This is a genomic window from Nonomuraea sp. NPDC049400 (genome assembly GCF_044466425.1).
Classification (GTDB): Bacteria; Actinomycetota; Actinomycetes; order Streptosporangiales; family Streptosporangiaceae; genus Nonomuraea.
The window spans coordinates 353,183-380,106 of the sequence record NZ_JBITMP010000002.1 but is presented as its reverse complement, the minus strand read 5'-3'; the positions used below and the strand labels follow the sequence as shown (position 1 = coordinate 380,106).

Genomic DNA, 26,924 nt, shown 5'->3' with positions numbered 1-26,924 from the left:
CCGAATTCGACGACCACACGCAGAAAATTCGCACAGATGCGGACTGGTGGATCATGCACGGCGTTCCTGATGAACGACCTCAGCGCAAAACCAATGACGAGGTCATGGCGGACGTGAACGGGGAAGAAGCCGAACTGGATCCGGATCGCACGCGTACCATGCGCTTTCCGCCGCCGAAACTGTCCAAGGGGACGGACCAGGCGCCTCCCCCTGCTCCGGAGCCTCCCCTGTGGCGGCAGCAGGACTCCGGGGACAATCCGTCCCGGCGTCTCGGGCATTTCGCGGCGAACAATTCCGAGGATCCCGGGAAGAATGGCCCCTCCACCGTGGGACCGCCGCCGGGCCCCATCGATTCCCTGAGCTCGTTCGGCGCGCTGAGCTCTTTCCCCGCGCCGCCCCCGTTCGAGCTGCCGTCCTGGGACCCGCCCCCGGGGCTGGCCACTCCTGACGCCTCAGAGGAGCCGGCGGACCCCGAGGTCCCGCCCGTTCCCGACGCGTGGGCCGCTCCCGAGGTCGCGCCGGCGCCCGAGGCGGCGGCCGCCCCGCCGGTTCCGGACAGGCCGGCGGCCTCGAACGCCCGGCCGAATCCCGCGGCGTCGGCCGCTCCCGGGGTGCCGGTCTACCCGCCACCCCAGCAGGCCGAGCCCATGCCTCCGGCTGGGGCGGACATCCCGCTGGTCAGCACGTCCTCGGAGAGCCTGCGGCCGGACCGGCTGCTGCGCACCCGCCGTCGCCCGCCCGCCGGGGGCTGGCGCAAGGCCGTCTTCACGCTGTCCGGCGGGCTGATCCGGCCCAGCGACTCCAAGGCGGAACGCCACCGCCAGGAGCTGATCGAACGCGTCAGGCAGCCGGTCTCCGCCGGCCACTTCAGGGTCGCGGTGATGAGCCTCAAGGGCGGCGTGGGCAAGACCACGACGACCATCGGCCTGGGCGCCACGCTCGCCCACCACCGGGGCGACCGGGTCATCGCGGTCGACGCCAACCCGGACCGGGGCACGCTGTCGGAGAAGCTCAGGGTGGAGTCGCCGGCCACCGTACGGCACCTGCTCAACGACCGCGCGGGCATCTGGCGCTACGCCGACGTGCGCTCGTACACCTCCCAGGCGCCCTCGCGGCTGGAGGTGCTGGCCTCCGACCGGGATCCGGCCATCTCCGAGGCGTTCAACGCCGACGACTACCGCGCGGTCGCGCAGATCCTGGAGCAGTTCTACTCGATCGCCATCACCGACTGCGGCACCGGCATGCTCCACTCGGCGATGAGCGCGATCCTGGACATGTCCGACCAGATCGTCCTGGTCAGCCCGGTCACCGTGGACGGCGCGAGGTCCGCCTCCGCCACCCTCGACTGGCTGCAGGCCCACGGGCACCAGGACCTGGCCGCGAGCGCCGTGGTGGTGCTGTCGGCGGTGAAGAACCCGCGCAGGAACGCCGTCAACGTCGCCGAGCTGAAGGACCACTTCACCAAGCGCTGCCGGGCGGTGATCGGCGTGCCGTTCGACCCGCACCTGGAGCAGGGCTCGGAGGTCGACCTCGACCTGCTGCGCACCGCCACCCGGGACACCTACCTCGAGGTGGGCGCCACGATCGCCGACCGCTTCGGCCCTGGAGCGGCCTCATGACCTCCCTGCTCAGCGTCACCGACCTGTCGAGATCGCCGGCCCTGGAGGAGGTGTCGTTCACCGTCGAACGCGGCGAGGTCGTCTGCGTGGTGGGCCCGCCGGGCAACGGCGGCGCCACGCTGATGGACTGCCTGGTCGGCGCGGACGAGCCGGACGCGGGCCACATCGAGATGCTCGGCGTGACCGTCGGCCCCGGAGACCGCCGGCCACCGGGGCTGGCCGCCGCCCCGCGCGCCGAGACCCTCCCGGACCGGATGAAGGTCTCCGAGGCCATCAGGCTGTTCTCCCGCCTGTACGGCACGCGCGGCCTGTCAGGGCGCTTCATCGACCTCCTCGATCTGGAGCCGCTGCTGTCCAAGCGCTTCGGCCGCCTCACCGACGGCCAGCGCAGGCGGGCCATGATCGGCCTGGCCCTGGTGGGCAACCCCGAGCTGGTCCTGCTCGACGACCCGACGGCCGGGCTCAGGGAGGGCAGCGGGCGCCGCATCGAGCAAGCCATCGACGAGCTGCGCACCGGTTACGGCGGGGTCTGCGTCATGCTCGACGACCTGGCCCTCGCCGAGCGGCTGGCCGACCGGGTGATCCTGCTGCGCGCGGGCCGCGTGCTGGCCGAGGGCACGCCGTCCAGGCTGGTCCAGCTCCTCGGCTCGACGTTCGTCATGGGCGTGCCCCCGCACCTGCGGGTGGACCGGCTCCGGGACGTGCGCGTGCTGCCCTGCGCCTCGGCCACCTACCTGTACGGCTCGCGCCCGGCGCTGGAGGCGGCCATCCAGGAGCTGTCGCCGATGAGCGGGGACCGGGTCTGGTCGATCCGCCCGCCCACGCTCAGGGACGCCTACCTCACGCTGTCGGCCGTCCCCGAGCCGGTCGCTCTGGAGGCATGAGATGGCCGGAACAGTTCTGGCGGAGCGGCCTTCGGGCGGCGTGCGCGGGGCCGGGACGGTGTGGACCCTCGTGAGCGCACAGGTGAGGCTGCTGCTGCGCACGCCGGTCGTGCTGCTGGCCGTGCTCGGGCTGCCGTTCGCGGTGCTGCTCGTGCTGATGCTGGTCATCGGCTTCCGCTTCCCCACGATCGAGTTCGGCGCGATGCCGGGGGTCAGGGTGATCGACCGGCTGCTGCCCGAGATGGCGGGCACCGTCGCCGCCGCGGCCGGGATCCTCGTGCTCACGCTGCACCTGTCGGAGGTGCGGGCCACCGGGATGCTCAGGCGGTTGCGGCGCAGCCCCATGCGGGACGGGTCGTACCTCACGGCGCAGGCGGTCGTGGCCGGTGCGCTGGTGGCGGCGTCCACGGTGCTGTTCATGGCCGTCACCTTCATCGTGTACGGCCTGCCCCGCTCCTGGCACCCGCTCTACCTGGCGGGCGCGCTGCTGGTGGTGACGTACTGCTCGGTCAGCGCCGGGCTGCTGCTCGGCGGCCTGCGGATGTCGCGTACCGGGGCCAGGATCGCCGCGCCGCTCTGCTTCGCGCTGCTGTTCCTCGGCAGCGGGCTGGGCGTGCCGCGCGAGGGCTGGGAGGGCGTGGCGCCGTGGTTCTACCAGGTCACCACGGTCAACCCGCTGGCCCAGCTCAACGACTTCGTCTTCGCGGCCTACCAGGGGCGGCTGTCGGACACCTGGCCGGCCGTGGCCGGGCTGCTCGCGACCGCCGTCGTCGCGAACGTCGTGACCAGACGCGTCTTCGACTGGGACGGTACGTCATGAGAAGAGTCCTGATAGCCGTCGCCGTGCTCACCCTGCTGGCCGGCGGGTGCGCGCAGCGGGACGAGCAGCACCCGATCGCGATCGCCATCGCCGGCACCCCGCAGGCGGCCGCGGCCAAGCAGGCCGCGCCCAAGCCGTCGCCGGCCGGCACGGTCGATCCCGACGACGTGCTGCTCAAGGTCGCCCAGTGCCTGCGCCAGAACGGCATCGACGTGCCCGACCCCGGCTCCGCCGAGGACAAGACGTGGAAGTACACCGGGGACCCGGCCAAGATGGAGAAGGCGTTGAAGGCGTGCGAGAAGTACACCTCGCAGATCCCCAACCCCCTCGACGACCCGAAGACCCGCGACAAGCTCATCCAGTACGCCCGGTGCATGCGGGAGCAGGGCATCGACATGCCCGACCCGCCGCAGGTCAACTCCAAGCTCGACCCCAACGACCCCAAGCTGCAGAAGGCGGCGGAGTCCTGCATCCAGCACCTGCCCGGACAAGGGGGCACCCAGTGAACGGAGGACTCAAGGGAGCCGTGGCCGCCCTGGGGACCGTGGTCGTCGGCAGCGTGGTCACCGCGGGCGGCGTGTTCGCCTCGGCGGCGCTGTTCGACGCCGGCCCGCAGGCGAAGGTGGACCCCACCCCGACCGCGCGCCCGGTCTCGGCCGCCACCGCGGAGATCACCCGGGGCGACCTGGTGGACGAGGAGAGCGTGGACGGGAAGCTCACGTACGCGGACAGCCGTACGATCAAGGCCGCCGCGGGCGGGACGATCACCGATCTGCCGGACGAGGGCCAGGTCATCAAGCGCGGCGGAAGTCTCTACGCCGTGGACCGCCGCCCCCGCATCCTCATGTACGGCAAGCTCCCCGCGTACCGGACGCTGCGGGACGGGGTCAAGAAGGGCCCGGACGTCAAGCAGCTCGAGCAGAACCTGCGCGCACTAGGGTTCGGCCGCGGCGTGACGGTGGACAACCGCTTCACCGACGCGACGGCCCGTGCCGTACGGCGGTGGCAGAAGAAGCACGGCATGGAGCGGAACGGAAGGGTGACCCCGGCGGACGTCGTATTCCTCGCCGAGGCGGTCCGGGTCAGCAAGACCGACGTGGAGGTCGGCGACCAGGTCGGCAACCTGCGCCCGATCCTGGGCATCACCGCCACCGACCGGCTGGTCCGCATCGACCTGGACGCCGACAAGCAGGACATCGCCAAGAAGGGCAGGAAGGTCACCGTCAAGCTGGCCGACGGCAAGAGCGTCACCGGCAAAATCAGCCGGGTGGCGAAGGTGGCCACGCTGGCCAAGGGCTCCGCCAACCAGGAGAAGGCCGCCACGGTCGAGGTGGAGATCAAAGTGGCCGCCAAGTCGCTCGGGTCGCTGGACGAGGCGCCGGTGACCGTCGAGCTGGCCAGGCAGCGGGCCAAGAACGTGCTCACCGTGCCGGTGGAGGCCCTGCTGGCGCTGCCCCAGGGCGGCTACGGCATCGAGGTCGTCGATCAGGGCGTGGCCGGCCGGGTACCGGTGCAGACCGGCGCGTTCGGCAACGGCCGGGTCGAGGTGAGCGGCTCCGGGCTGGCCGAGGGCATGAAGGTGACGGTGTCGGGCCGATGAACGTCCTGGAGATCCGCGGGGTCAGCAAGACCTACGGCCGGGTGCACGCCCTGCGCAACGTGGACCTGACCATCCGCAAGGGCGAGATGGTCTCCATCGTCGGCCCGTCCGGCTCGGGCAAGTCCACGCTCCTGCAGATCGCGGGCACCCTCGACCGGCCGACCTCGGGCACCGTGCGGGTGGCCGGCTATGACGTGAGCACGCTGTCCGACAGCCAGCTCTCGGCGCTCCGCGCCCGCTTCATCGGCTTCGTCTTCCAGCAGTTCCACCTCTCCCCCAGCCTGTCCGCGCTGGACAACGTCGCCGACGGCCTGCTCTACACCGGCCTGTCCAGGCGGGAGCGGCGGGAGTGGGCGGAGGCGGCGCTCGACCTGGTGGGGCTGTCCCACCGCCTGGGGCACCGGCCCAACCAGCTGTCCGGCGGGCAGATGCAGCGGGTGGCGGTCGCCCGCGCGGTGGCGGGGCGGCCTCCGCTGCTGCTCGCCGACGAGCCGACCGGCAACCTGGACTCCGAGGCGGGCGCCGAGGTGCTGTCGCTGTTCCGGACGCTGAACGCGCGGGGCATCACCATCGCGATCATCACGCACGACTCGGAGGTGGCCATGGCCTGCCCGCGGCGCATCCGCGTCCGCGACGGCCTGGTCAGGTCCGAGGTCTCATGACGACGGGGGTTCTCATGGGCACGACGGGGGTTCTATGAGCACGGCGCTGCGCCCGGCGCGGCTGCGGACGACGGACATGGCCAGGCTCGGCACCTCGGGCCTGCGGGCCAGGCCGGCCAGGGCGATCCTCGCCGCGCTGGGCATCGCGATCGGCATCGCGACCATGGTCACCGTGGTCGGCATCTCCGCCTCCAGCCAGGAGAAGCTGCTGCGCCAGCTCGACGAGCTCGGCACCAACCTGCTCAGGGTCTCCCCCGGCGACAGCCTCTTCGGCGACAAGGTCAAGCTCCCCAAGAACGCCGCCGAGATGGTCAAACGCATCGACGGCGTCACCAGCGCCAGCCAGACCGCCGAGACCGGCACCACGGTCCGCCGCAACGACCTCATCCCCAGCGGCATCTCCCTGGGCATCACGGTCCAGGCCACCAGCCTCGACCTGCTCACCACCCTCGACGGCCGGGTACGCCGGGGCACCTGGCTCAACGCCGCCACCGAACGCCAGCCCGTGGTGGTGCTGGGCGCGGTGGCCGCGGAACGGCTCGGCCTGCTCACCCCCAACGCCCAGGTCTGGATCGACAACAGGTGGTTCACCGTCATCGGCGTCCTGGACAAGACGCCACTGGCCGAGGAGGTGGAGCGGTCGGCGCTGGTGGGCTTTCCCGCGGCCAAGGAGTACCTGAACCACGACGGCCACCCCACCACCGTCTACGAACGCTCGGCCGACGAGGCGGTGGAGAGCGTGCGCGCGGTGCTGGCCCGCACGGTCAGCCCGGAGAGCCCGAACGAGGCCAAGGTGAGCCGGCCGTCGGACGCGTTGAAGGCCAAGGCCGCCGCGGCGGGCGCGTTCACCGGGCTCATGCTCGGGCTGGGGGCGGTCGCCCTGTTCGTCGGCGGCGTCGGGGTGGCCAACACGATGGTGGTCGCCGTGCTGGAGCGGCGCAGGGAGATCGGCCTGCGCAGGTCGTTCGGCGCCACCAGGGCTCAGGTGCGCAACCAGTTCCTGGTCGAGGCGCTGCTGCTGTCGGCCTTCGGCGGCGGGGCGGGGGTGCTGCTCGGGGCGCTGGCCACGTTCGTCTACGCCCAGCTCAACGGGCTGCCGACGGTGGTCCCGCTGTGGGCGCTTGGCGGCGGGTTGGGCATCACGGTGGTGATCGGCGCGCTGGCCGGCATCTATCCGGCGCTCCGCGCGGCCCGCGTCCCCCCGACCGTGGCACTGAGCACCTGACGGCGCGGCCCTGGCCTGGGCCCGCGATTTCGGCCTGACGCACCAGGCGGTTCAGGGCTTCGCCAGCCGGCGGGCGATGACGCGCAGGGCGAGCACCTCGTCGGCGCCCTCGAAGATGGACAGCACCCGGGCGTCGACGAACAGCCGCGAGATGCTGTACTCCTCCGCGTACCCGTAGCCGCCGTGCAGCTGCTGCGCCTCCCTGGTGACCCATTCGGCCGCCCGGCAGGCGAGCTGCTTCACCTGCGCGGCCTCCAGCTGGCCGTCGCCGTCCGCCACGGCGCGGGCCGCCGCGTACGCGAAGGCACGGCACGCGGCGATCCACGCGGCCATCCTGGCGATCTTGGCGCGGGTCAGCTGGTAGCCGGCGAGCGGGCGGCCGAAGACCGGCCGCTGGCTCGCGTAGTCGACGGCGAGCTCGAACGCCGCCTGCATGACGCCGACGGCCCGGGCGGCGGTCTGCAGCCGCGCGTTGGCGAACGCCTGCATCTGCAGGTAGAACCCGCGGCCGAGGCCCTCGTCCAGGCCGATCAGGTCGGCCGCCGGGACGCGCCAGCGGTCGAAGCGGACCTCGAACGAGTGCATGCCCCGGTAGCCGAGGGTAGGGATCGCCCGCCCCTCGACGGCTCCGCCGCCCTCCTGGGTGAGCCGCCATTCGTGACCGGTGAAGGACGGCTTCTCGACCACGAAGAGCGACAGGCCCCGGTGACCGGACGGATCGGTACGGGCCAGGACCAGGAGGTAGTGCGCGCGGCCGGCGAAGGTGCACCAGGTCTTGACGCCGTCCAGCACCCATTCGCCGCCGTCCCTGACCGCGCTGGTGGTGATCGCGGCGACGTCGGAGCCGTGGTCAGGCTCGGTCACCGCGACCGCGCAGAGCCGCTCCCCCGAGGCGATCAGCGGCAACCAGCGCCGCTTCTGCTCCTCGGTGCCGCCCCGGGCGATCGCGGTGGCGATGATCTCGGGGCGGGTGATGAGCGAGCCGGCGGCGCCGAGCGAGGCGCGGGACAGCTCCTCGGTGACCACGACCATGCTGAGCAGCTCGCCGCCCTCGGCGCCGCCGCCGTACGCGGCCGGGATGGACAGCCCGAAGCAGCCCATGTCCGCGAGCCCGTCGATGATGCCGGCCGGGATGTCCTCGTCGTCGCGGTGGATCCGGTCCGCGACCGGGGCCACCCGGTCCTCGGCGAACTCGCGGAAGGCGGAGCGGACCAGCCGCAGCTCGTCGGACAGGCGACACGGCCCCGCCTCGCGGGTGGCCATGACCCGCTCGGCCACGCGTTCCAGGAAGGCCGGGTCGCGTCCGGCGGCGAGGTCCGCCTCGATGCCGTCGAGTGCCGTCCTGCCCACGCCCCACTGGGACTGCCTGCCGGTCATCCGGCCGGCCAGGTCCGCGGCGACGTCGGCGGCGTACAGCAGCGCCAGGTCCGCGTCGTGCTCGATGAGCTCGCCGGCCGCGGCGACCGCCGACGAGATCGACGCCACGTCGTACGCGACGGCCTGGTCCCGGTCAAGGTCACGGCCGGCCGGCGCGATGCGCGCCGCCGCCCCGGCGACGACGGAGCGAAGCACGTCGACGACGGCCCGCGCCCGGGCGTCCGCGTCACCCATGGCCCGCCCCTTCGTGCTCGATCGTCAAGGTGCTGTGGGGCTCGTGATCCGGGCCGAACACCCCCAGGGTGAGCGGCTCGGCGTCCTCGACCCGCCGCAGCAGCGCGGGCCGGCCGCAGAACAGGGGCCGGCGGTTCCTGTGGCGCACGCGCAGGACCCGGCCGGCCTGCCCCTCCAGGCGCGGCACCTCCGCCAGGGCGAGCGTCATCAGCGGCCCGTGCACCACCAGGCCGGGATAGCCCTCGACGCGAGTGGCGTACGGCCAGTCGTAGTGGATGCGGTGCGGGTTGCACGTCGCCGCGCTGAACCGCATCAACAGCGTCGGGTCCGTGGCGAGATTCCAGGCCCACTCCCCGGTCCGGGTGAGGGGTGCGCCGGCCGGGTCGAGGACGGCCGGCTCCGCCGCGGGCGAGACCGCTCCGGAGTCGCGGTAGACGAGGTCCTGCCGCTCCTCGATCGCGAGCCGGCCGCTCTCGTCGTACAGGGTGGTGGCGACGGCCACGACGACCAGCTTGCCCGACCGCCCCGACTTCTCCGTGACCGAGTCGACGTACGATTCGCGGCGTACCGTGCTCCCCACCGTGAGCGGGGCGTGGAAGACGACCTCGCCGCCCGCGAACATCCGCCGCGGCAGCTCCACCGGAGGGAGGAACGACCCGCGCGCCGGATGGCCGTCCACACCGAGCGCGGACGAGAGCGGCCAGCGGGCCAGCGCGAGCCAGTGCCACAGCGGCGGCAGGGCGTCTCCAGGGCCGGGCGTGGGCGCGCCGTCGTCGAACAGGGCCGACAGCGCCGCGACGGGATGGGGGTCGAGCGTCTCCGTCGTGGTGACGGTGTGCGGTTCCCAGCTCACATGAACCGTCCGCCGGTCACTTCCAGCACCGTGCCCGTCATGTAGGAGGACAAGCCGGAGGCCAGGAACAGCGCGACGGTGGCGACCTCGTGCGCCTCGCCCGCGCGCCGCATCGGGATCTCCGCCATCTTCTCGTCCCACGCCTTCTGGGGCATCGCCTCGGTCATGGCCGTACGGATCAGGCCCGGCTGGATGACGTTGACCCGCACGCCGTGGTGCGCCAGCTCCTTGGCGGCGGCCTTGGACAGGCCGACGATCCCGGCCTTGGCGGCGGAGTAGTTGGTCTGACCCACCATGCCGACCTTCCCCGACAGCGAGGAGATGTTCACGATCGCGCCGCTCTTCTGCTCACGCATGATCGCGGCCGCCTTGCGCGTGCCGTTCCAGGTGCCCTTGAGATGTACGTCGACGACCTGGTCGAACTGCTCCTCGGTCATCGTCCGCATCGTCGCGTCGCGGGTGATCCCGGCGTTGTTGACCATGACGTCCAGCGAGCCGAAGCCCTCCAGAGCGGTCGTGATCAGGGCGTCCACGTCGGAGGCGCTCGTGACGTCGCAGCGCACCGCCCGTGCCGTCGCGGGGCCGCCGAGCTCCTTGGCCGCCGCTTCCACAGCGTCCAGGTTCAGGTCGCCGAGCACGACCTTCGCGCCTTCCTTGACGAAGATCTCCGCGATGGCCAGGCCGATGCCCTGGGCGCCGCCGGTGACGACCGCGGTCTTGCCGGCCAGTAGCGTCATGAATGATCAGCTTCTCTCGTTCGTCTCTTCACGGTGTTCCGCGCGATCGGGTTGATGCCCGCCCGCGTCCCGGATGACGCCGTCCTCGCGCAGCTTCGCGAGCTGCGCGGCGGACAGCCCCAGCTCGGCCCTGAGCACCTCGCCGGTGTGCTCGCCGACCAGCGGCGACGCCTCGGGCAGCGCCTGCTCGCCGTCCATCACCACGGGCGATCCCGGCGCCCAGTGCTCGCCGACCCCGGGCTGCGTGACCTTGCCCATCAGCGGGTTCCCCGGCAGCAGGGCGGCCAGCTCGGTGAAGCTCCGGTACGCCGACCACAGCACGCTGGTGGCGCGCAGGGCCGACTCGGCCTCGGCGCGGGTACGCGTCCCGAACCAGCCCGCGAGCAGGTCGCCGAGCAGCTTGCGGTGCCGGTAGCGCTCCGCCTCGTCGCCGAAGTCCACCCCGAGCGCGGCGGCCAGCGCGGAGACCACCTCGGTGAGGCCGGTCGCGGCGAGGAGGTCCCGCCAGTGCCGGACGGTGAGCGCCACGACCATCAGCCGCCCGCCGTCGGCAGTGGTGAAGTCGCGGCCGAACGTGCCGTAGACGTAGTTGCCGCAGCGCTCGCGCGGGGTGCCGCTCAGCTGCGCCTCGGCGAGGTAGCCGAGGTTTCCGGCGCTCGCCAGGGCGACGTCCTCCAGCGCCACCCGCACCTGCTGCCCCTCGCCCGTCAGCAGGCGGTGCCGCTCCGCGGCGAGCAGCCCGACCGCCAGGTAGAGCCCGGCGGCCAGGTCCCAGGCGGGCACCACGTTGTTCACCGGCTGCGCCGCCTCCTCCGGTCCGGTCAGCTGGGGGAAGCCGGTGGCCGCCTGGACGGTGTAGTCCACCGCGGTCTCGCCGTTCCTGCGGCCGGTGAGCAGCACGTGGATCACGTCGGGGCGGCGCTCGCGCAACGCCTCGAAGGACAGCTCCGGGTGCCGCTCAGAGTTGCTGACCACGATCCCGCCGCGCAGCCCGCCGCTGACGACCAGGTCGGCGACGAGCCGGCGGCCCTGCCGGGACGACAGGTCCACCTCGATGGCGCGTTTGCCCTTGTTGAGCCCCGACCAGTACAGGCTCGTCCCACTCTCGGCCAGCGGCCGGCGGGTGCGGTCGGGGGCGCCGCCGATCGGCTCGATCCGGATCACGTCGGCGCCCAGCTGCGCCAGCGTCATCCCGCTCAACGGGGTGGCCACGTACGTCGAGATCTCGATGACGCGCATGCCGCTCAGCGGCCGCGATCGGATGAACGCCATGATCCACCCATACCCGGGACTCAGGCCAGGCTGTCCCCATGAGTGCCAGAACCTTCGGGGAGCAGCCTGCGTCCAATAGCCCGTGGACATGTTGATCGACGGGGACCCCCAGCGGCTCGGCGGCTACTGGCTGGCCGGGCGGCTGGGGGCGGGCGGTCAGGGCGTGGTGTACGAGGCGTACGCCGAGGACGGCAGGCGCGTGGCCGTCAAGGTGCTGCACGGGGACCAGGCGGCCCAGCTGGCCAGAGAGGCGGCCGCGGCGCAGCGGGTCGCGGAGTTCTGCACGGCGCCGGTGATCGAGGCGCGACTGGACGGGCCCAGGCCGTACATCGTCAGCGAGTACGTCGAGGGCCCCAGCCTGCGCCAGGCGATCTCCGGCGGGCGGCGCTTCACCGGCGGGGACCTGCACCGGCTCGCGACGGCCGTGGCGACGGCGCTGACCGCGATCCACGACGCCGAAGTGATCCACCGCGACATGAAACCGGACAACGTCCTGCTCGGCCCCGACGGCCCGCGCGTGATCGACTTCGGCGTCGCCAGGACCGCGGAGATGTCGCTGACCGCGACCGGCCTGGTCACGGGCACGCCCACGTACATGGCGCCCGAGGTGTTCGGCGGGCACCGGGCCGGGATGCCGGCCGACGTGTTCGCGTGGGGCGGGATCGTGCTGTACGCGGCCACCGGCGAGGACCCGTTCCACGCCGAGAGCCTGGGCGGGGTGATGCACCGCGTGCTGTCCGACAACCCCGATCTGAGCGTCCTGCCGGCCTCGCTGCGCCCGCTGGTGGCCGCCGCCCTGGCCAAGGAGCCGCTGGAGCGGCCGACCGCCCGGCAGCTCCTGCTCTCCCTCGTCAGCGGCGACGCGCGGGCCGAGACCGAGCACCTGCTCGCCCAGGGCGGCAGGGAGGCCGCGCACATCGGTGTGGCCGCCGACGACCCGGCGCTGGGGACGCTGGCCGAGGACGCGTACGGGCTGCTCGGCACCGAGGAGCAGGAGCTGGCGGCGGAGGTCTTCCTGCGGCTGGTCACCGTGGACGAGCAGGGCCGCCTGTCGGCCCGCCGGGCTTCCGTGTCGGAGCTGGTGGAGGGCAGGGCGCTGCCCGACGTGGCGTCGATCACCCGGATCCTGCAGGTGTTCCAGTACCTGCTGGGCCGCGAGGACGAGGAGGTCTGGCTGCTGCGTCCCGCGCTGCCGCACGCCTGGCCCAGGTTCCGGCGGTGGGTGGAGGCCAACAGGGACGGCCTGCCCGTGCACAAGGAGATCCTCACCGGGGCGAGACGGTGGGAGCGGGCCGGGCGCAGGGACGGCGCCCTGCTCCAGGGCATCAGCCTGGAGAACGCGTTGCAGTGGGCGGCCACCGCGCGCCGGAACATCACGTTGTCACCGGCCGAGCGGGACTTCCTGGAGGCCAGCGCGGCGCTGACCAGGCGCCGGGCCAGGCGCAACCGCCTGCTCGCGCTCAGCCTGGCCGGCCTGCTGGTGATCGCGCTGGTCGCCGCCGGCCTGGCCGTGCAGCAGGGCAGGCTGGCCGACGAGCGGGCCGGCCGGATCGCGGCGCAGCGCGACCAGGCCGAGGCGGCGCGGCTGGCGCAGCTCGCGGACACCTTGCGGCAGAGCGACCCGCGCGCGGCGATGCTGCTCAGCGTGGCGTCCTGGCGCCTGCACGCGACGCCGCAGACGCGCGCGGCGCTGACGGCCGCCCTGGCGCAGCGCGAGGTGGCGATGTTCAAGGACCCCGCCGCCTCCGGCGACGTCCTGCGGATGCTGGGCCGGGACGGGCGGACGCTGGCGAGCGTGAGCGACGACGCCGTGCGGCTCTGGGACGTGCGCACCGGCAGGCGGGCGGGTGGGATCGCCAAGCTGGGCCTGGCAGGCGAGCGGGTGCTGGCCGCCGCGCTCTCGCCCAGCGGCCGCGAGGTGCTGGTGGCCACCGACCGCAAGGCCCGCGTGTGGCGGCTGCGCGACGGCGAGCTGATCGGGTCCTCGACGCTCCGCGCGGGCCGTTCCATCCCGGTCCATGTCCGGTACGGAACGGTCGACAGATATCCGATGCTCCTCATCAACGGTGTCGACCATCTCTGGGACCTGGAAACCGGACGCCGGACGCGGACGGCGAAGTCGCTGGGGCCCATGACGCCGTCCGGCGACGCGATCTACGCGGAGAGCCGCGGGCGGGTCGAGCGGCTCAGGCTGCCGGGGCTCGCCGTGGAGAGCACGCGCCCGTACGCGGACCGCTGTGGCACGTGCGGGCTGCCGGTGGCGGTCTCCCCTGACGGGCGTTCGCTGCTCGAGCCGCTCAGCAGGGGCCTGCAGGAGACCTCGCTGGCCGACGGCCGCAGCGGCACGCTCGGGCAGGACGGCCCCGATGTCTGGAACCGCGGCGAGGTGATCCTCGGCCTTGACGGGCGCCTGCTCGCCTCGGTGACGTGGACGGGCATCCAGGTCTGGCGAGGTGACCCCGAGCACCTCACGACACTGCCTCTGATCAGCGGCTCCGACTTCGACACCGCGCCGTTCCCGCAGGCCGCCTTCGACGGCGGGACGCTGCGTTACCTGAACGAGGACCGCGTCTTCACGGTGGACCTCAGCGACCTGGCGACCCGCGCGCCGAAGACGGCGGTGTCGTGGGCGTGGGCCAGGCTCGGCCCCGGCGCGCGGCAACTCCTTGCGGGCGAGGACCTCACCACGGTGCTGCTGGGCGATCCGCGGCGCGCGCTCGGCGGGGCCGTGCTGAAGAGGCCGGACAGCGACGGGATCGAGGGCGCGGCCTTCAGCGGCGACGGGCGGCTGGCCGCCGTGGGCGGGAACGAGAGCATCACCGTGCTCGACGTGGCCGCGCGGCGCGCGGTGGCGACGTGGAAGTACGCGCAGCCCGCCGCCTCTCAGGTCCTGGCCTTCAACCCCGACGGCACGAGGCTCGCCGCCGCGTCCGAGAGGGGCGCGGTGACGGTGTGGGACTGGAGGAGCCGCCGTCTGGTGTGGAAGGCGGACGTGGAGGGGGTGCGCGACCTGGAGTTCTCCCCCGACGGACGGACGCTCGCGGTGGCAGCCGACGCTCAACGGCTCTTCGACGCCGCGTCCGGCAAGAGTCTCGGGTCCCCGTTCGGAGGGACCGGGCGGGGCACGACGGTGACGGACGTCGTGTTCACCCGCGACAGCAGGTCGGTGGCGATCGCCGACACGCGCGGCCGGGTGACCGTGTACGACGCCGCCACCCGGCGCCAGGTCGGGCCGGTCGCGCGGGGCGAGCTCAACGGCGGCGACGTGGCCGCCAGATCGCCGCGCGAGGACGTGATCGCGATCGGCACGCAGGGCGGGCGGGTGCAGCTCTTCGACCTCGCGGCCGGGACGAGCCTGGGCACGTTGCGGGACGGGAACCTGGAAGGGCTCACGGGGCTGACGTTCTCAGCCGACGGGTCGAGCCTGCTGATCCTCGACGGCACCGGCGCGCTACGCGAGCAACCTGTAGCACCTGACAAGGTGGCGGCGGCCGTGTGCTCACGGGCCGGGAGCCCGCTCACCACGGCCGAATGGGGGCATCACATCACGGGAGTGCCATATCGGAGGATCTGCCCCTGATACCGCGCCGAGTGCGACGGACTCGCTCACCAGGCGACCCAGACGTCCTGGAGCCCGCCCGACAGCAGTCCGGTGCGCAGGCGCAGTTCGCCGGCGCTGTCGCGCAGGCGCAGGGTGGGCAGCCGGCGGGTGAGCGTGCCGAGCACGACCTGCAGCTCCAGGCGGGCCAGCGGCTGGCCGAGGCAGTAGTGCGGGCCGGCGCCGAAGCTCAGGTGCTGGCCGGCGTTCTCGCGGCGCGGGTCGAACCGCTGCGGGTCGTCGAACTTGCGCGGGTCCCGGTTGGCCGCGGGGCGGCACGGGATCACGGTGCTTCCCGCGGGCACGACGGTGCCGCTGAACTCGCTGTCCTCGGTGGCGACGCGGGGGAAGCCGATCACGCTGAGCGTGGTGTCCAGCCGCAGGACCTCCTCGACGGTGCCCGGGATGAGCTCGGGGTCGTCGATGACCGCCTGGTAGCGCTCCGGCTCCGACAGGAGCATCGCCGCCATGATGGCGATCATGTTGGAGGTGGTCTCGTGCCCGGCCAGCAGGAGCGCCATCACCGTGGTGATCAGCTCCTCGTGGCTGAGCCTGCCGTCCTCGCTGTCGGAGATCTGGGTCAGCTCGCTGAGCAGGTCGTCGCCGGGGTTCGCGCGCTTCTCCTCGACCAGGGCGGAGACGTACGCGCCGAACTCCTCGTACGTCTTCAGCACCTCCTCCTGCGTGTAGCGCGTCAGCGTCAGCATGACCTGCGACCAGTGCGCGAACTTGTCCTGGTCATGGCTGGGGGCGCCGACCAGGGCGCAGATGACCCGCACCGGCAGCGGCAGGCCCAGCCGGAGCGACAGGTTGGCCGGCGAGCCGGACTTGACCATGCCGTCCACGAGCTCGTCGGCCATCCGCTGCACCCGTGGCCGCCACGCCTCCATCTTGCGGATGGTGAAGGACTTGCTGAGCAGCCGCCGCCACCGTAGGTGGTCCTCGCCCTCCCTGAACCTCGTGGTGCTGTTACGGGAGAAGATCCCGCCGTCCTCCGTCGTGGACACCCGCGCGGCGCCCTCGCCGCCGCGCTGGAACCGCGTGTCCGCGAGCACTGCGCGGACGTCGTCGTAGCGGGTCATCAGCTGGGCGGAGTCGCCGCTCGGCAGCCGTACGTGGGCCACGGGACAGCGCTCCTGCAACTCGGCCCACTCCTGCGGCGGCTCCAGAGCGGTTGCCCGGGGAAAGGGGTAATCGGGCATGGTGTCAGACATGGCGCCCCCAATGTCGTTGACGAGTCACCGCCAACCCTAAGAAGATCACCTAAATAAGGCAAGCTCCTTAATTACCCTGGTAGTCGAACCAGTCGAAGGCCGCGCTCCCCTCCGTGACGTACATGCCGATCACCCGCCCCGTGAAGCCGGTCGCCACCTCCGTGGACAGGTACCGGCCGTCCAGCGAGGCCAGCACGGCGCCGCCGGCGGAGAAGGCGATGGTGTCCGGCCCCCTGCCGCCGGCGCCCGTCGGCTCGGCGACCGGCTCGATGACGGAGGGCGGCAGGACGTCGCGGGTGCGGATGTCGAGGGTGAGGGTGAGCGGTCCAGGCGGGACCGGCCGCTCGGCCACGCACTGGCGCACCGGGCCGATGCGCGCGATCACCCGCGCCCGGCCCCCGCTCACCTCCAGGTCGTAGTGGTGGGCCTCGTCCAGGCGCACGGACAGCCCGGCCGTGCCAGTTCCGGGGCCGGCTCCGGGATCGAGGCGGGCGGCGACGCGGCAGTCGTGGTGCTGCTGGCGGCGCCCCACGAAGGTGTGGCCGGGGCGGTCGAGCGTCGGGCCGGTGGCGTGCAGGGTCAGCCAGCCGGGCCGCTCGCCCAGCGACCAGGACCCGTCGGGGCGGCTGCGCGGCGAGATCCAGTACGGCGCGAGCGCGCCGGCGTCGAAGTCGTCGCGGTACGGCTCCGCCGGCAAGGGATGCCAGGCGGCGGGCGCGGGGTGGCGTTCCTCGACCGGACCCACGACGGGCCAGCCGCCCTCCCACCGCACGGGGACGAGGAAGGTCTCCCGCCCGAGGACCTGGTACTCCGGCGTGTAGCCGCGCGGGCGGGTGCCGAGCAGGACCATCCACCAGGTGCCGTCGGCGGCCTGCACGAGGTCGGCGTGGCCGGTGCTCTGGATCGGCCGGTCAGTGCCGCGGTGCGTCAGGATGGGGTTGACCGGCCCCGGCTCGAAGGGCCCGCGCGGCGAGCGGGCACGGGCGATCGACACGGCGTGACAGCGCTCGGTGCCGCCCTCGGACATGAGCAGGTACCACCAGCCGTCCACCTGGTAGAGGTGCGGCGCCTCCGGATATTTCCCGCCGGTGCCCGACCAGATCGGGTACGGCCCCTCCAGCACCTTGCCGGTGGCCGGGTCGATGCGCGCCACCTGGTTGCCCGAGGTGGTGCACCAGCACGAGCCGTCCTCGTCCCAGGCCAGGTCGGGGTCGACCCCGGGCAGGTCGATCCAGACGGGGTCGGACCAGGGGCCTTCGGGACGTTCGGCGGTGACGACGAAGTTCCCGCCCGCTCCCACGTTGGTGGTGATCATGTGGAAGCGGCCGTCGTGGTGGCGGATCGTCGGCGCGAAGACGCCGCCCGAGGCGGGCACGTCCGCGGGCAGGTTCAGCTGCGAGCGCCGGTCGAGCACGTTGCCGATCTGGCGCCAGTGCACGAGGTCCCGGCTGTGGAAGATCGGCACGCCGGGGACGTACTCGAAGCTGGAGCAGACAAGGTAATAGTCCTCGACGACCCGGCACACGCTGGGGTCCGGGTGGAACCCGGCCACCACCGGGTTGTCGTACATCTGCACGTTGAGGCCTTTCCGGAGAGCTCAGCCCTTGAAGGCGCCGTCCATGATCCCGGCCACCATGCGGCGGCCGACGAAGATAAACAGCACCACCAGCGGCAGCGTGGCCAGGAACGAGCCCGACATGGCCAGGCCGAGGTCGATGTCCAAGCTGTTCTGCAGCGCCTTGATGGCGATCTGCGCGGTGTACATCTCGGGCGACTTCAGCACGATGAACGGCCACAGGAAGTCGTTCCACGAGTAGACGAAGCCGAGCAGTCCGAGCACGAAGGCGGCCGGCCGCACCAGCGGGAACGCGATGCGCCAGTAGATCTGCCAACTGTTCGCCCCGTCGATGCGGGCGGCCTGCAGGATCTCGTCACTGATCGTCGAGGACAGGTGCTGGCGCATCCAGAAGATGCCGAACGCGCTGGCCAGACCCGGGACGATGAGCGCCTGCAGCGTGTCCACCCAGTTCAGCGAGGAGATGATCATGTACTGCGGGATGACCGCGAGCTGCGTCGGCACGGTCATGGTCAGCACCACGATCAGGAAGAGCACGTTCCGGCCCGGGAAGCGCAGCTTGGCGAAGGCGAAGCCGGCCAGCGTGCAGAGGATCGCGTGCCCGACGCCGATCGTCCCGGCCACGATCAGGCTGTTGATGATCGAGCGCACGAACGGCACGGTCGAGAACACCAGCCCCGCCAGCTCGAAGAAGTTGCCGCCGGGCACGATCTCGGGCGGCAGCTGGGTGGCCGTCGCCGAGTCGGTGGTGGCCACCACGAACATCCAGTACAGCGGGAACAGGCAGACGAGCGTGGCCAGGCCGATCAGCAGGTAGGTCCACCAGCGGATCCGATCGTTCATGACTTCCCCGGGCGGATGCGGGTGGACAGGACGTAGTTGAGCGCGGCGAACAGGATGATCAGGACGAACAGCGCCACGCCGATGGCGGCGCCGTAGCCGAACTGGAACTGGCCGAAAGCCTGCTCGTAGAGGAACAACGTGAGCGTCTGGCACTGCCGGATCGCCCCGCAGGTCGTGGAGCGGGACATCAGCAGGGGCTCGGTGAAGATCTGCAGGCCGCCGATCGTCGAGGTCACGATCGTGAAGACGATGACCGGGCGCAGCGACGGGAGGGAGATGTGGCGGAACTGCTTCCACCCGCCCGCGCCGTCCACCGCCGCCGCCTCGTAGATCGCCCGCGGGATCGCCTGCAGCGAGGCCAGGTAGAGCAGCGTCGTGTAGCCGAACCAGCGCCACGTCACCATGACGGCGATCATCAGGTGGCTGCCCCACACCGACTGCTTGAAGTCGATCGGCCCGATGCCCGCGAAGCCCAGCAGCCAGTTGAGCAGACCGTAGTCACGGTCGAACATCTGGGCGAAGACGATCGCGGTGGCCGCCACCGAGGTGATGTACGGCACCAGCATCGACATCCGGAAGAACACCGCCAGCCGCAGCCGGGCGCGGTTGAGCAGGTGCGCCACGCCCAGCGCGAGCACCAGCTGCGGGAGAGTGGACAGCAGCCAGATGCTGAGGGTGTTCCACAGGGCGTTCGAGAACCGGGGATCCCCGAACAGGCGGGTGAAGTTGTCGAAGCCGACGAAGACGTGCTCGCCGATGGGGTTCCAGTCGAACAGCGCCACGTAGAACGTGAACAGCAGGGGGACGAGCCCGAACACCGCGAAGATCAGGAAGAACGGCGCGATGTAGACGTAGGGGGCGATGCGCTCGCCGACGCTCTGGTGGACCCGTGTCGTGATCGTGGGCGCGTCCGCGACCCTGTCGAGAGTCGCGGTCACTTGCCGATCGCCGTCTTGATGTTGGTCAGCGCCGTGTCCCAGGCCTTGGCGGGGTCACCCTTGCCCTGCTCGACGCTGGTGATGGCGTTCAGGAACTCCTGGCCGATGGCCGCGCTGTCCGGGCCGATGTAGAACGGCTTGAGCCCGAGCAGCGACTCGGTGTAGATCTTCCCGATCGGCGCGTCGGAGAAGAACTCGTCCTTCTTCGCAATGAGCTTGGGGTCCTGGTAGACCGATGGGGTCGTGGGCAGCGAGCCGGAGTCCAGGAAGTGCGTGAGCTGGCCCTGCGGCGACTGCATCTTGCTGATGTAGTCCCAGGCGGCCTTGGCGTTCTTGGCGCCCTTGGGGATGGCCAGGTAGCTGCCGCCCCAGTTGCCGGCTCCGCCGGGGATCTTGGCGATGTCCCACTTGCCCTTGGTGTCGGGGGCGTTCCTGCGGATCTGGCCCAGCAGCCACGACGGCGCGGAGATCACCGCGAACTGCCCCTTGCCCATGCCCGCGCTCCAGCCCTCGGTGAACGAGGTCTGCTTGGCGCTGATCCCGGCCGCCACGGCCTTGAGCGACAGGTCGAAGGCCGTCTTGACCTGCGGGCTGGTGCTGTAGACGACGTTGCCCTGGGGGTCGTAGTACTTCTGCGGACCCTGGTTGACCGCCTGGTAGAACACGCTGGTCTCGGCATTGTCGATGAACGCCTTGCCGGTCTTGGCGACGTACTTCTTGCCGGTCTCGATGAACGCGTCCCACGTGGGCCAGAGCTTGCCGACCTCCTCCCGGTCGGTCGGCAGCCCGGCCTCCTTGAACAGGTCCGTCCGGTACGCGATGGCCATGCCGCCCACGTCGGTCGGGATGCCGAGGATCGTGCCGTCCTTGGCGGTGCTCTGGCTCATGACCCAGTCGAGGTAGTCGCCCTTGATCTTGTCCGCGCCGAGCTGCCGCAGATCGTAGAAGTTCTGCGGCTGCTGCACGAACTTCGGCAGGTCGTCGCCCTGGATGAGCACCAGGTCGGGCACCTTGCCACCGGCCAGCGCCGTCGTCAGCGCCTGCGCCGTCTCGGTCGAGCCGCCCACCTCGGTGAGCTTCACCTGCACGCCCGGGTTGGCCTTCTGGTACTCGTCGACCGAGGCCTTCTGGTTGATCCCGGAGAACGACCAGAACTCGAACGACTTGCCGTCGCCCGACGGCTGCGACGGGGTGCCGCCGGAGCCGCCTCCGCAGGCGGTGGCGAACAGGGCGATGGCCGTGGCGAGCACGGCGGGGGTTGCGATACGGAGCTTCACGGTTGTTCTCTTCCGGTGGGGGTGAGGAGGGGAGCGCGGTGGCGGGCGCCGACGAGTCTCCTTCGAGGGGGTCCACGGCGGGTTTTGCCTGAAACTTTCGGCTGTAGGGCCGATCGTTAATGGGGGACTCTAAGCAGGCATTACGAAACCCGTCAAGAACACGACCGTAAGATCACCGAAATCAATCGGGTTAGACTGCGCCCCATGACCGCGACCGAGGAGCCGTTCGACGCCGACGCCATGCCCGGCCGGCCGCTGACCATCACTCAGCTGGCCGAGCTGGCCGGTGTGTCCACCGCGACGGTCTCCAAGGTGGTCAACGGCCGCTCCGAGGTCGCCCCCGAGACCCGCGCCCTGGTCGAGGGCCTCATCCGCCGGCACGGCTACCGCAGGCAGCGGCGGCGCGTCAGCCCGGCACCCCTGGTGGAGGTGGTGTTCCACGCGCTGGACGGCGACTACCCGATCGAGATCGTCAAGGGTGTCGACCAGGTAGCGCGCCAGCACAACCTGGCCGTGGTGATCTCCGACAGGCCGGACCGCGAACCGGCTGGTCAAGGGTGGATCGACGGTGTGCTGAGCCGCCGTCCCACGGGGGTGATCGGGGTGTTCTTCGGGCTGACCGACGACCAGCGCGAGCATCTCGTCACCCGCGACATCCCCATCGTGCTGCTCGACCCGTCCGGCGACCCCGGGCCGGGGTTCCCCTCGGTCGGCGCGGGCAACTGGAGCGGCGGCCTGTCGGCCACCCGCCACCTGCTCGACCTCGGCCACCGCCGCATCGCGATCATCACCGGCCCCGACTGGGCCCTGCCCAGCCGGGCCCGGCTCGACGGGTACCGCACCGCGCTCGACCTGGCCGGAGTTTCCGCCGACCCCGACCTGATCGGCTCGGGCGGCTTCCTCATCGAGGGCGGCCGGGCCCAGGCCCACCGGCTGCTGCGCCTGCCCGACCCGCCGACCGCGATCTTCGCCTGCAACGACGGGCAGGCCACCGGCGTCTACCGTGCCGCCCATGAGCTGGGCCTGCGCATCCCCGGCGAGCTGAGCGTCGTCGGCTTCGACGACCTGCCCCCGATGGAGTGGATGAACCCGCCGCTGACCACGGTCCGCCAGCCGCTCACCGAGATGGCCGCCGCGGCCACCGGCATGCTCATGAAGCTCGCGCAGGGCGAGCCGCTGTCGCAGAGCCGGGTCGAGCTGGGCACCGAGCTGATCATCCGGGGCAGCACCGCTCCCCCTGCGCGCTGACCGAAACTTTCTGGATTATTGCCGTACGCATCGGAGGTTGACAGCCGCAAGACGGCTGCCTAACGTGACGCAGATCGCAGCGGTTAGCTTCGACAGCTGGTTGTTAGCGCTAACAGAACCGCCTTCGGGAGAACGCTGACGTCATCGAGGAGCCCCCCACTCATGAACCGAATCGCGTTATCCGCTGTCCTTGTCGCAGGCCTGCTGACACCGCCGCCCGCGTCGGCCGCGGCCGACGCGATCCCGGAAGGGGCTGTCGTCGACCAGTTCGACGGCACCACGCTGGGTCAAGACTGGACGGTCCTGTCCCCTGACGACTCCCGCTGGTCACTCTCCGGCGGCGCGCTCCACCTCGACACCTCCCCCGGAGACACCTACCAGGGCGGCAACAACGCCAAGAACATCTTCCTCGTCGACATCCCGGCCGGCGACTTCGAGGTGGTCACCAAGGTCAGCGCCCCCGTCGCGCTGGACTTCCAGGACGCCGGACTGGTGGCCTGGCAGGACTGGGACAACTACGTCCGTGCCGGGCTGGCCCACGTCGGCTCCGCCGGCGGAGTCGTGATCGAGACAGGCACGGAGGTCAGGGCCGCCTACACCGCCAGTTTCGCGGCCCGGCCAGGCTCGACCGGCGAGATCCTCAAGCTGGCCAGGACCGGTGACGAGTTCACCTCCTCCTTCTGGGACGGCTCCGCCTGGGTGCAGGCCGCCAAGACCACGGCCAAGCTGGACGTCAAGCAGGTCGGGCTGTTCGGCCTGTCGGCGCAGAACGGCACGTCCATTCGCGCGGACTTCGACTACGTCGCCGTCAAGGCGAGCGAGGGCAAGCCGGTGACCCCGCAGGGCCGGTTCACGCTCAAGGCGCCGGGAGCGCCGTACCTGACGGCGGACAGGACCGGCGTGGTGCGCGCCTCCGCGCAGGCGGCCATGACCGGCCTGCTCCTGACCGCCGAGGCCCGCGACGGCGGCCTGGCGCTCAAGGACATCGCGAGCGGCAAGTACCTGCAAGCCGCCGGCCAGGTGCGGCTGAGCGCGACCGCCTCGGTCTTCCAGCTCAAGGACGCCGGCGGCGGCAAGGTCGCCCTCTCCTCCGGCGGCAAGAACGTCTCCGTCAGCGACGGCACGCTGGTCACCGGCACGGCGGCGACGAAGTTCGCCATCGAGGGCTACACCTCGGGCAAGCTCACCGTGGACACCGAGGCCAAGGGCACCAAGGTCAGCCCCAACCTCTACGGCGTGTTCTACGAGGACATCAACCACGCCGCCGACGGCGGTCTCTACGCCGAACTGGTGCAGAACCGCTCGTTCGAGTTCAACTCCACCGACCACGGCTCCTACACCGGGCTGACCGCCTGGACCGAGGTCGAGCGCGGCGCCACCGCCGCCCTGGCCATCGGGACCGACCGGCCGCTGAACGACAACAACCGCAACTACCTGCGGCTCGACGTGACCGGCGACGGCACGGCGGGGGTGGCCAACTCCGGCTTCAACCGCGGCCTGCCGCTCAAGGCGGGCGCGAAGTACGACCTGTCGCTGTGGGCCAGGCGCGCGGACAGCGGCCCGCTGACGGTGAGTGTCGAGGACGGCACGAACGTGCTCGGCACGGTCACCCTGGAGGTCAAGGCCGGCGGCTGGGCCAGGTACAGGGCCTCGTTCACCGCCTCTGGCACCACCGACGCGGGCCGCCTGATCGTGCTTGCCCCGGGCGGGCAGACCGATCTTGACATGGTCTCGCTGTTCCCGCGCGAGACGTTCAAGGGACACGGCATGCGGGCGGACCTGGCCAAGATGATCGCCGACCTGAAGCCCGGATTCCTGCGCTTCCCCGGCGGGTGCGTCACCAACGTCGGCACCTACGACCCGTACTCGGTGAACCAGGACCGGCGGCGCATCTACCAGTGGAAAGAGACGATCGGCCCGGTCGAGGAGCGGCCCGCCAACTTCAACTTCTGGGGCTACAACCAGAGCTACGGCATCGGCTACCACGAGTACTTCCAGTTCGCCGAGGACATCGGGGCCGAGGCGCTGCCGGTGCTGTCGGTGGGCGTGAACGGGTGCGGCGAGAACCGGCCGCTCACCGACGAGGCCAAACTGGCCCGATGGGTGCAGGACACGCTCGACCTGATCGAGTACGCCAACGGGCCCGTGACGTCGGAGTGGGGCAGGAAGCGGGCACAGCTCGGGCATCCGAAGCCGTTCGGGCTGGAGTACATCGGGCTCGGGAACGAGGAGATCTATCCCGAGTTCTTCGCCAACTACCCGAAGTTCGCCGAGGCGATCAGGGCCAGATATCCGTCGATCAAGATCATCAGTAACTCCGGGCAGACGTCGCAGGGCGCCTGGTTCGACCGGATGTGGCAGTTCGCCCGCGACCAGAAGGCCGACCTGGTCGACGAGCACTACTACAACAGCCCGGACTGGTTCCTGACCAACAACCACCGCTACGACTCCTACGACCGCAACGGTCCCAAGGTGTTCGCCGGCGAGTACGCCTCCAGGGGCAACACGTTCCGCAACGCGCTGGCGGAGGCGTCGTACATGACAGGTCTCGAGCGCAACTCCGACGTGGTGGAGCTGGCCTCGTACGCGCCGCTGCTGGCCAACGTCGACTATGTGAACTGGGCCCCGGACCTCATCTGGTTCGACAACGACCAGGTCTACGGCTCGCCGAACTACTACGTCCAGCGACTGTTCTCCACCAACCTCGGCGAGCGGATCCAGCCAAGCACGTTCGAGGGCGAGGCGAAGCCCGCCGAGGACATCAAGGGCGCGGTCGGGCTCGGCTCCTGGGCCACGCAGGTCGCCTACGACGACGTCAAGGTGACCGCCGCCGACGGCACCGTGCTGCTGTCGGACGACTTCTCGGGCGACGCCTCACAGTGGACGCCCGGCCAGGGCACCTGGGCCGTGCGGGACGGCCTGTACGTGCAGACCGCCGACGTCACCGACGCCCGCTCGACGGCCGGCTCGCCCGGCTGGTCGAACTACACGATGGAGGTGAAGGCCCGCAAGACCGGCGGCGCCGAAGGTTTCCTGATCATGTTCGGCGTACGCGACACCGGCAACTTCTACTGGTGGAACCTGGGCGGCTGGGGCAACACCCAGTCGGCCGTCGAGAAGGCCGTCAACGGCGGCAAGACACAGATCGCCTCCTCGGCCACCACGGTCGAGACCGGCCGCGACCACCAGATCAAGATCCAGGTGACCGGGCGCAGGATCACCACCTGGCTGGACGGACAGAAGATCAACGACTTCGTCGACATCGCCACCGTGGAGCCGCTCTACCAGGTCGTCTCCAGCGAGGGCGACTCCGTCACGCTCAAGGTCGTCAACGCCCAGGACATCGGCGTGCGCAGCACCGTGGCCCTGGACGGCGCCCGCGTCCGCCCCACCGCCACGGTCACCTCGCTGACCGGCGCGCCGGCCGACGTCAACTCCCTGGCCGAACCCGCCAAGGTGAAGCCGGTGGAGCGGAAGGTGACCGGCTTCTCCAATGCCTTCACCTACGACTTCCCCGCCAACTCCGTCACCTTCATCCGCCTCACAGAACGCTGATCCCAAGGGAGGCGGGTCCCCGGGGGCCCGCTTCCCTCGAGGCCCGACATGCCCGGAATATCCGGTATTTCCCGCCTGTTAATCGGTATTCTGAGATCATCCGATTTAGTCAGGAGACCGGAATGACACCACCGGGCGATCCTTTCAACGCCGCCGGCGACCCGGAGCTCAGCCGCCTGCTTGAAGGCTACCGGCAGGATGTGGCGGCGCTGGAGCGGCTGAGCGAGGAGATCGGAGCGGTCAGAGGCCGGGGCGAGGCCGCAGAGGGACGTGTGGTGGCCGAGGTGACGCAGACCGGAGCGCTCGCCGGGCTCACCATCGATCCGCGCGCCATGCGGCTCGGCTCCACCGAGCTGGCCGCGGCGATCCTCGAGGCCGCCGCCGCGGCGGCGCGCGACGCCGAGCGGGGGGCGGATGACGTGCTGGGCCCGTTCATCGCCGGCACGCTCTTCGACGAGGACGACGGCCGCGAGGCTCGCGGGCGTTGAGGATCAGTACCGGCCGCGCCAGCCTCTACGGCTTCGGCAGCTTCAGCCTCGCGGTCTTCGTGTTCAAGATGCTCGCCGTCGAATACCCGGAGGGCGACCCGGCCAAGGCCCGCCAGGCCAGCGCGGTCTGGGCCCGCTTGGCGGAGCGCATCGAGCAGAGCCCGGACAGGACGTTCCCGGCCGCCGCGTCGGTGTGGCGGAACAACCACGGCGGCGGGGTGGAAGAGTACAAGTCGGCCGTCACCGCCGGGCTCTACCCCCAGGACCCGGACCACGGATACGCCGCCAAGCTGGCCCGGCGCTGCCGCCAGAACAGCGTGGCCTGTGCGGAGTTCGCCGAGGTGGTCGAGACGGCGCGGCACGCGTACTGGACGCTCGCCTGGGCGAACTTCGCCAGCTTCATGTTCCTCACCACCTTCCCGTGGCAGGCCACGGCGGCGTACAAGATCACCGAGATCCTCATGCGGCGGGCCCAGGCGAGCATGCTGTCGAAGCTGCTGGAGCACGCCATCGCCAAGATCGTGCTGAGCAAGCTGACGGAGTACTCGCTCGGCAGCCTCTCCTTCGCCGTCGGAGACGTGTCGGTGGTGGCCGGCGTCAAGAAGTGGCGGGGCGACGACCCGGGCACGTTCAAGGAGAACGCGATACAGGCGGTGAAGGAGTTCGCCGCCTCTGTGGCCTTCTACGGCGCGTTCGACGCCGCCATGCCGGTGGCCAGGGCGATGAGCAGCAACAAGGACGTCCAGTACTTCATCGGCCGGATGGCCGGCGGGTCGATCGGCTACGGCCCCTCGTACGACGCCATGAACGGCGAGGAGGGCGGGGACCTCGTTCCCACCTGGAAGCAGACCCTCGGCAGAATACTGCTGTATTTGACCATGGCACACAAACCCGCGCGCTGAGA

The 26,924-nt window shown here is 71.2% G+C and carries 21 protein-coding genes; 12 read left to right on the top strand and 9 right to left on the bottom strand.

The window, feature by feature from the left end:
- Positions 1–104: 104 nt before the first annotated feature.
- From ACIBVN_RS03555 to ACIBVN_RS03525, 7 genes are read left to right on the top strand one after another with little or no spacing between them, the layout of a single operon-like run.
- The gene (locus ACIBVN_RS03555) at positions 105–1,619 is read left to right on the top strand and encodes an AAA family ATPase (RefSeq protein ID WP_397132238.1); all 1,515 of its coding nucleotides are present in this window, start codon (positions 105–107) and stop codon (positions 1,617–1,619) included.
- The gene (locus tag ACIBVN_RS03550; RefSeq protein ID WP_397132236.1) at positions 1,616–2,503 is read left to right on the top strand and encodes an ATP-binding cassette domain-containing protein; all 888 of its coding nucleotides are present in this window, start codon (positions 1,616–1,618) and stop codon (positions 2,501–2,503) included. The genes ACIBVN_RS03555 and ACIBVN_RS03550 overlap by 4 nt, the downstream gene beginning before the upstream one ends.
- Position 2,504: 1 nt before the next feature.
- Positions 2,505–3,323, top strand: coding sequence for an ABC transporter permease (locus ACIBVN_RS03545; RefSeq protein WP_397132234.1), 819 nt, complete (start codon positions 2,505–2,507; stop codon positions 3,321–3,323).
- Entirely contained in the window at positions 3,320–3,829 is a 510-nt protein-coding gene (locus tag ACIBVN_RS03540) for a hypothetical protein (RefSeq protein WP_397132232.1), read from the top strand. The genes ACIBVN_RS03545 and ACIBVN_RS03540 overlap by 4 nt, the downstream gene beginning before the upstream one ends.
- Positions 3,826–4,923 carry an efflux RND transporter periplasmic adaptor subunit gene (locus ACIBVN_RS03535; RefSeq protein WP_397132230.1) on the top strand — a complete coding sequence of 366 codons (1,098 nt, stop codon included), beginning with the start codon at positions 3,826–3,828 and terminating at the stop codon, positions 4,921–4,923. The genes ACIBVN_RS03540 and ACIBVN_RS03535 overlap by 4 nt, the downstream gene beginning before the upstream one ends.
- Positions 4,920–5,585, top strand: a complete 666-nt coding sequence (locus ACIBVN_RS03530; protein ID WP_397132228.1) for an ABC transporter ATP-binding protein — start codon at positions 4,920–4,922, stop codon at positions 5,583–5,585. Before ACIBVN_RS03535 ends, ACIBVN_RS03530 begins: the two co-directional genes overlap by 4 nt.
- A gap of 34 nt (positions 5,586–5,619) precedes the next feature.
- Positions 5,620–6,810: an ABC transporter permease gene (locus ACIBVN_RS03525; protein WP_397132226.1), complete on the top strand. Its 1,191-nt coding sequence runs from the start codon at positions 5,620–5,622 to the stop codon at positions 6,808–6,810.
- A 51-nt stretch (positions 6,811–6,861) separates the two neighbouring features.
- Here ACIBVN_RS03525 and ACIBVN_RS03520 read toward each other — a convergent pair whose 3' ends face one another.
- From ACIBVN_RS03520 to ACIBVN_RS03505, 4 genes are read right to left on the bottom strand one after another with little or no spacing between them, the layout of a single operon-like run.
- Positions 6,862–8,421 carry an acyl-CoA dehydrogenase family protein gene (locus tag ACIBVN_RS03520; RefSeq protein ID WP_397132224.1) on the bottom strand — a complete coding sequence of 520 codons (1,560 nt, stop codon included), beginning with the start codon at positions 8,419–8,421 and terminating at the stop codon, positions 6,862–6,864.
- Complete coding sequence (locus tag ACIBVN_RS03515) at positions 8,414–9,274, bottom strand: MaoC family dehydratase N-terminal domain-containing protein (RefSeq protein WP_397132222.1); 861 nt, start codon at positions 9,272–9,274, stop codon at positions 8,414–8,416. Before ACIBVN_RS03515 ends, ACIBVN_RS03520 begins: the two co-directional genes overlap by 8 nt.
- Positions 9,271–10,011, bottom strand: coding sequence for a 3-oxoacyl-ACP reductase FabG (gene fabG, locus ACIBVN_RS03510; protein ID WP_397132220.1), 741 nt, complete (start codon positions 10,009–10,011; stop codon positions 9,271–9,273). The genes ACIBVN_RS03515 and fabG overlap by 4 nt, the downstream gene beginning before the upstream one ends.
- 6 nt (positions 10,012–10,017) lie before the next feature.
- A complete protein-coding gene (locus tag ACIBVN_RS03505) occupies positions 10,018–11,283 on the bottom strand; it encodes a CoA transferase (RefSeq protein WP_397132218.1) in 1,266 nt (421 codons plus the stop codon).
- A gap of 88 nt (positions 11,284–11,371) precedes the next feature.
- Between ACIBVN_RS03505 and ACIBVN_RS03500 the strand changes: the two genes are divergently transcribed.
- On the top strand, positions 11,372–14,863 hold the full coding sequence (locus ACIBVN_RS03500; protein ID WP_397132216.1) for a protein kinase: 3,492 nt from the start codon (positions 11,372–11,374) through the stop codon (positions 14,861–14,863).
- 26 nt (positions 14,864–14,889) lie between these two features.
- On the opposite strand, the gene ACIBVN_RS03495 is transcribed toward ACIBVN_RS03500, so the two are convergent.
- From ACIBVN_RS03495 to ACIBVN_RS03475, 5 genes are all read right to left on the bottom strand, one after another.
- Entirely contained in the window at positions 14,890–16,083 is a 1,194-nt protein-coding gene (locus ACIBVN_RS03495; RefSeq protein ID WP_397132214.1) for a cytochrome P450, read from the bottom strand.
- Between the two features lie 79 nt (positions 16,084–16,162).
- The gene (locus ACIBVN_RS03490) at positions 16,163–17,665 is read right to left on the bottom strand and encodes a glycoside hydrolase family 43 protein (RefSeq protein ID WP_397132388.1); all 1,503 of its coding nucleotides are present in this window, start codon (positions 17,663–17,665) and stop codon (positions 16,163–16,165) included.
- Between the two features lie 27 nt (positions 17,666–17,692).
- On the bottom strand, positions 17,693–18,514 hold the full coding sequence (locus ACIBVN_RS03485) for a carbohydrate ABC transporter permease (protein ID WP_397132212.1): 822 nt from the start codon (positions 18,512–18,514) through the stop codon (positions 17,693–17,695).
- Complete coding sequence (locus tag ACIBVN_RS03480) at positions 18,511–19,452, bottom strand: carbohydrate ABC transporter permease (RefSeq protein WP_397132210.1); 942 nt, start codon at positions 19,450–19,452, stop codon at positions 18,511–18,513. Before ACIBVN_RS03480 ends, ACIBVN_RS03485 begins: the two co-directional genes overlap by 4 nt.
- Entirely contained in the window at positions 19,449–20,729 is a 1,281-nt protein-coding gene (locus tag ACIBVN_RS03475; protein ID WP_397132208.1) for an ABC transporter substrate-binding protein, read from the bottom strand. The genes ACIBVN_RS03480 and ACIBVN_RS03475 overlap by 4 nt, the downstream gene beginning before the upstream one ends.
- 204 nt (positions 20,730–20,933) lie before the next feature.
- Here ACIBVN_RS03475 and ACIBVN_RS03470 point away from each other — a divergent pair, with 204 nt between their 5' ends.
- From ACIBVN_RS03470 to ACIBVN_RS03455, 4 genes are all read left to right on the top strand, one after another.
- Entirely contained in the window at positions 20,934–21,977 is a 1,044-nt protein-coding gene (locus ACIBVN_RS03470) for a LacI family DNA-binding transcriptional regulator (protein WP_397132207.1), read from the top strand.
- Between the two features lie 162 nt (positions 21,978–22,139).
- Positions 22,140–25,532, top strand: coding sequence for an alpha-L-arabinofuranosidase C-terminal domain-containing protein (locus ACIBVN_RS03465; RefSeq protein WP_397132205.1), 3,393 nt, complete (start codon positions 22,140–22,142; stop codon positions 25,530–25,532).
- 122 nt (positions 25,533–25,654) lie between these two features.
- Complete coding sequence (locus ACIBVN_RS03460; protein ID WP_397132203.1) at positions 25,655–26,020, top strand: YbaB/EbfC family nucleoid-associated protein; 366 nt, start codon at positions 25,655–25,657, stop codon at positions 26,018–26,020.
- Positions 26,017–26,922 carry a hypothetical protein gene (locus tag ACIBVN_RS03455; RefSeq protein WP_397132201.1) on the top strand — a complete coding sequence of 302 codons (906 nt, stop codon included), beginning with the start codon at positions 26,017–26,019 and terminating at the stop codon, positions 26,920–26,922. Before ACIBVN_RS03460 ends, ACIBVN_RS03455 begins: the two co-directional genes overlap by 4 nt.
- The last annotated feature ends 2 nt before the right edge of the window (positions 26,923–26,924 follow it).

Bases quoted from the DNA above. Each gene is read 5' to 3' on its own strand.
- ACIBVN_RS03555 (WP_397132238.1), top strand. From the start codon at position 105: ATGGCGGACGTGAACGGGGAAGAAGCCGAACTGGATCCGGATCGCACG.
- ACIBVN_RS03550 (WP_397132236.1), top strand. From the start codon at position 1,616: ATGACCTCCCTGCTCAGCGTCACCGACCTGTCGAGATCGCCGGCCCTG.
- ACIBVN_RS03545 (WP_397132234.1), top strand. From the start codon at position 2,505: ATGGCCGGAACAGTTCTGGCGGAGCGGCCTTCGGGCGGCGTGCGCGGG.
- ACIBVN_RS03540 (WP_397132232.1), top strand. From the start codon at position 3,320: ATGAGAAGAGTCCTGATAGCCGTCGCCGTGCTCACCCTGCTGGCCGGC.
- ACIBVN_RS03530 (WP_397132228.1), top strand. From the start codon at position 4,920: ATGAACGTCCTGGAGATCCGCGGGGTCAGCAAGACCTACGGCCGGGTG.
- ACIBVN_RS03525 (WP_397132226.1), top strand. From the start codon at position 5,620: ATGAGCACGGCGCTGCGCCCGGCGCGGCTGCGGACGACGGACATGGCC.
- ACIBVN_RS03520 (WP_397132224.1), bottom strand. From the start codon at position 8,421: ATGGGTGACGCGGACGCCCGGGCGCGGGCCGTCGTCGACGTGCTTCGC.
- fabG (WP_397132220.1), bottom strand. From the start codon at position 10,011: ATGACGCTACTGGCCGGCAAGACCGCGGTCGTCACCGGCGGCGCCCAG.
- ACIBVN_RS03505 (WP_397132218.1), bottom strand. From the start codon at position 11,283: ATGGCGTTCATCCGATCGCGGCCGCTGAGCGGCATGCGCGTCATCGAG.
- ACIBVN_RS03500 (WP_397132216.1), top strand. From the start codon at position 11,372: ATGTTGATCGACGGGGACCCCCAGCGGCTCGGCGGCTACTGGCTGGCC.
- ACIBVN_RS03495 (WP_397132214.1), bottom strand. From the start codon at position 16,083: ATGCCCGATTACCCCTTTCCCCGGGCAACCGCTCTGGAGCCGCCGCAG.
- ACIBVN_RS03490 (WP_397132388.1), bottom strand. From the start codon at position 17,665: ATGTACGACAACCCGGTGGTGGCCGGGTTCCACCCGGACCCCAGCGTG.
- ACIBVN_RS03485 (WP_397132212.1), bottom strand. From the start codon at position 18,514: ATGAACGATCGGATCCGCTGGTGGACCTACCTGCTGATCGGCCTGGCC.
- ACIBVN_RS03470 (WP_397132207.1), top strand. From the start codon at position 20,934: ATGACCGCGACCGAGGAGCCGTTCGACGCCGACGCCATGCCCGGCCGG.
- ACIBVN_RS03465 (WP_397132205.1), top strand. From the start codon at position 22,140: ATGAACCGAATCGCGTTATCCGCTGTCCTTGTCGCAGGCCTGCTGACA.
- ACIBVN_RS03460 (WP_397132203.1), top strand. From the start codon at position 25,655: ATGACACCACCGGGCGATCCTTTCAACGCCGCCGGCGACCCGGAGCTC.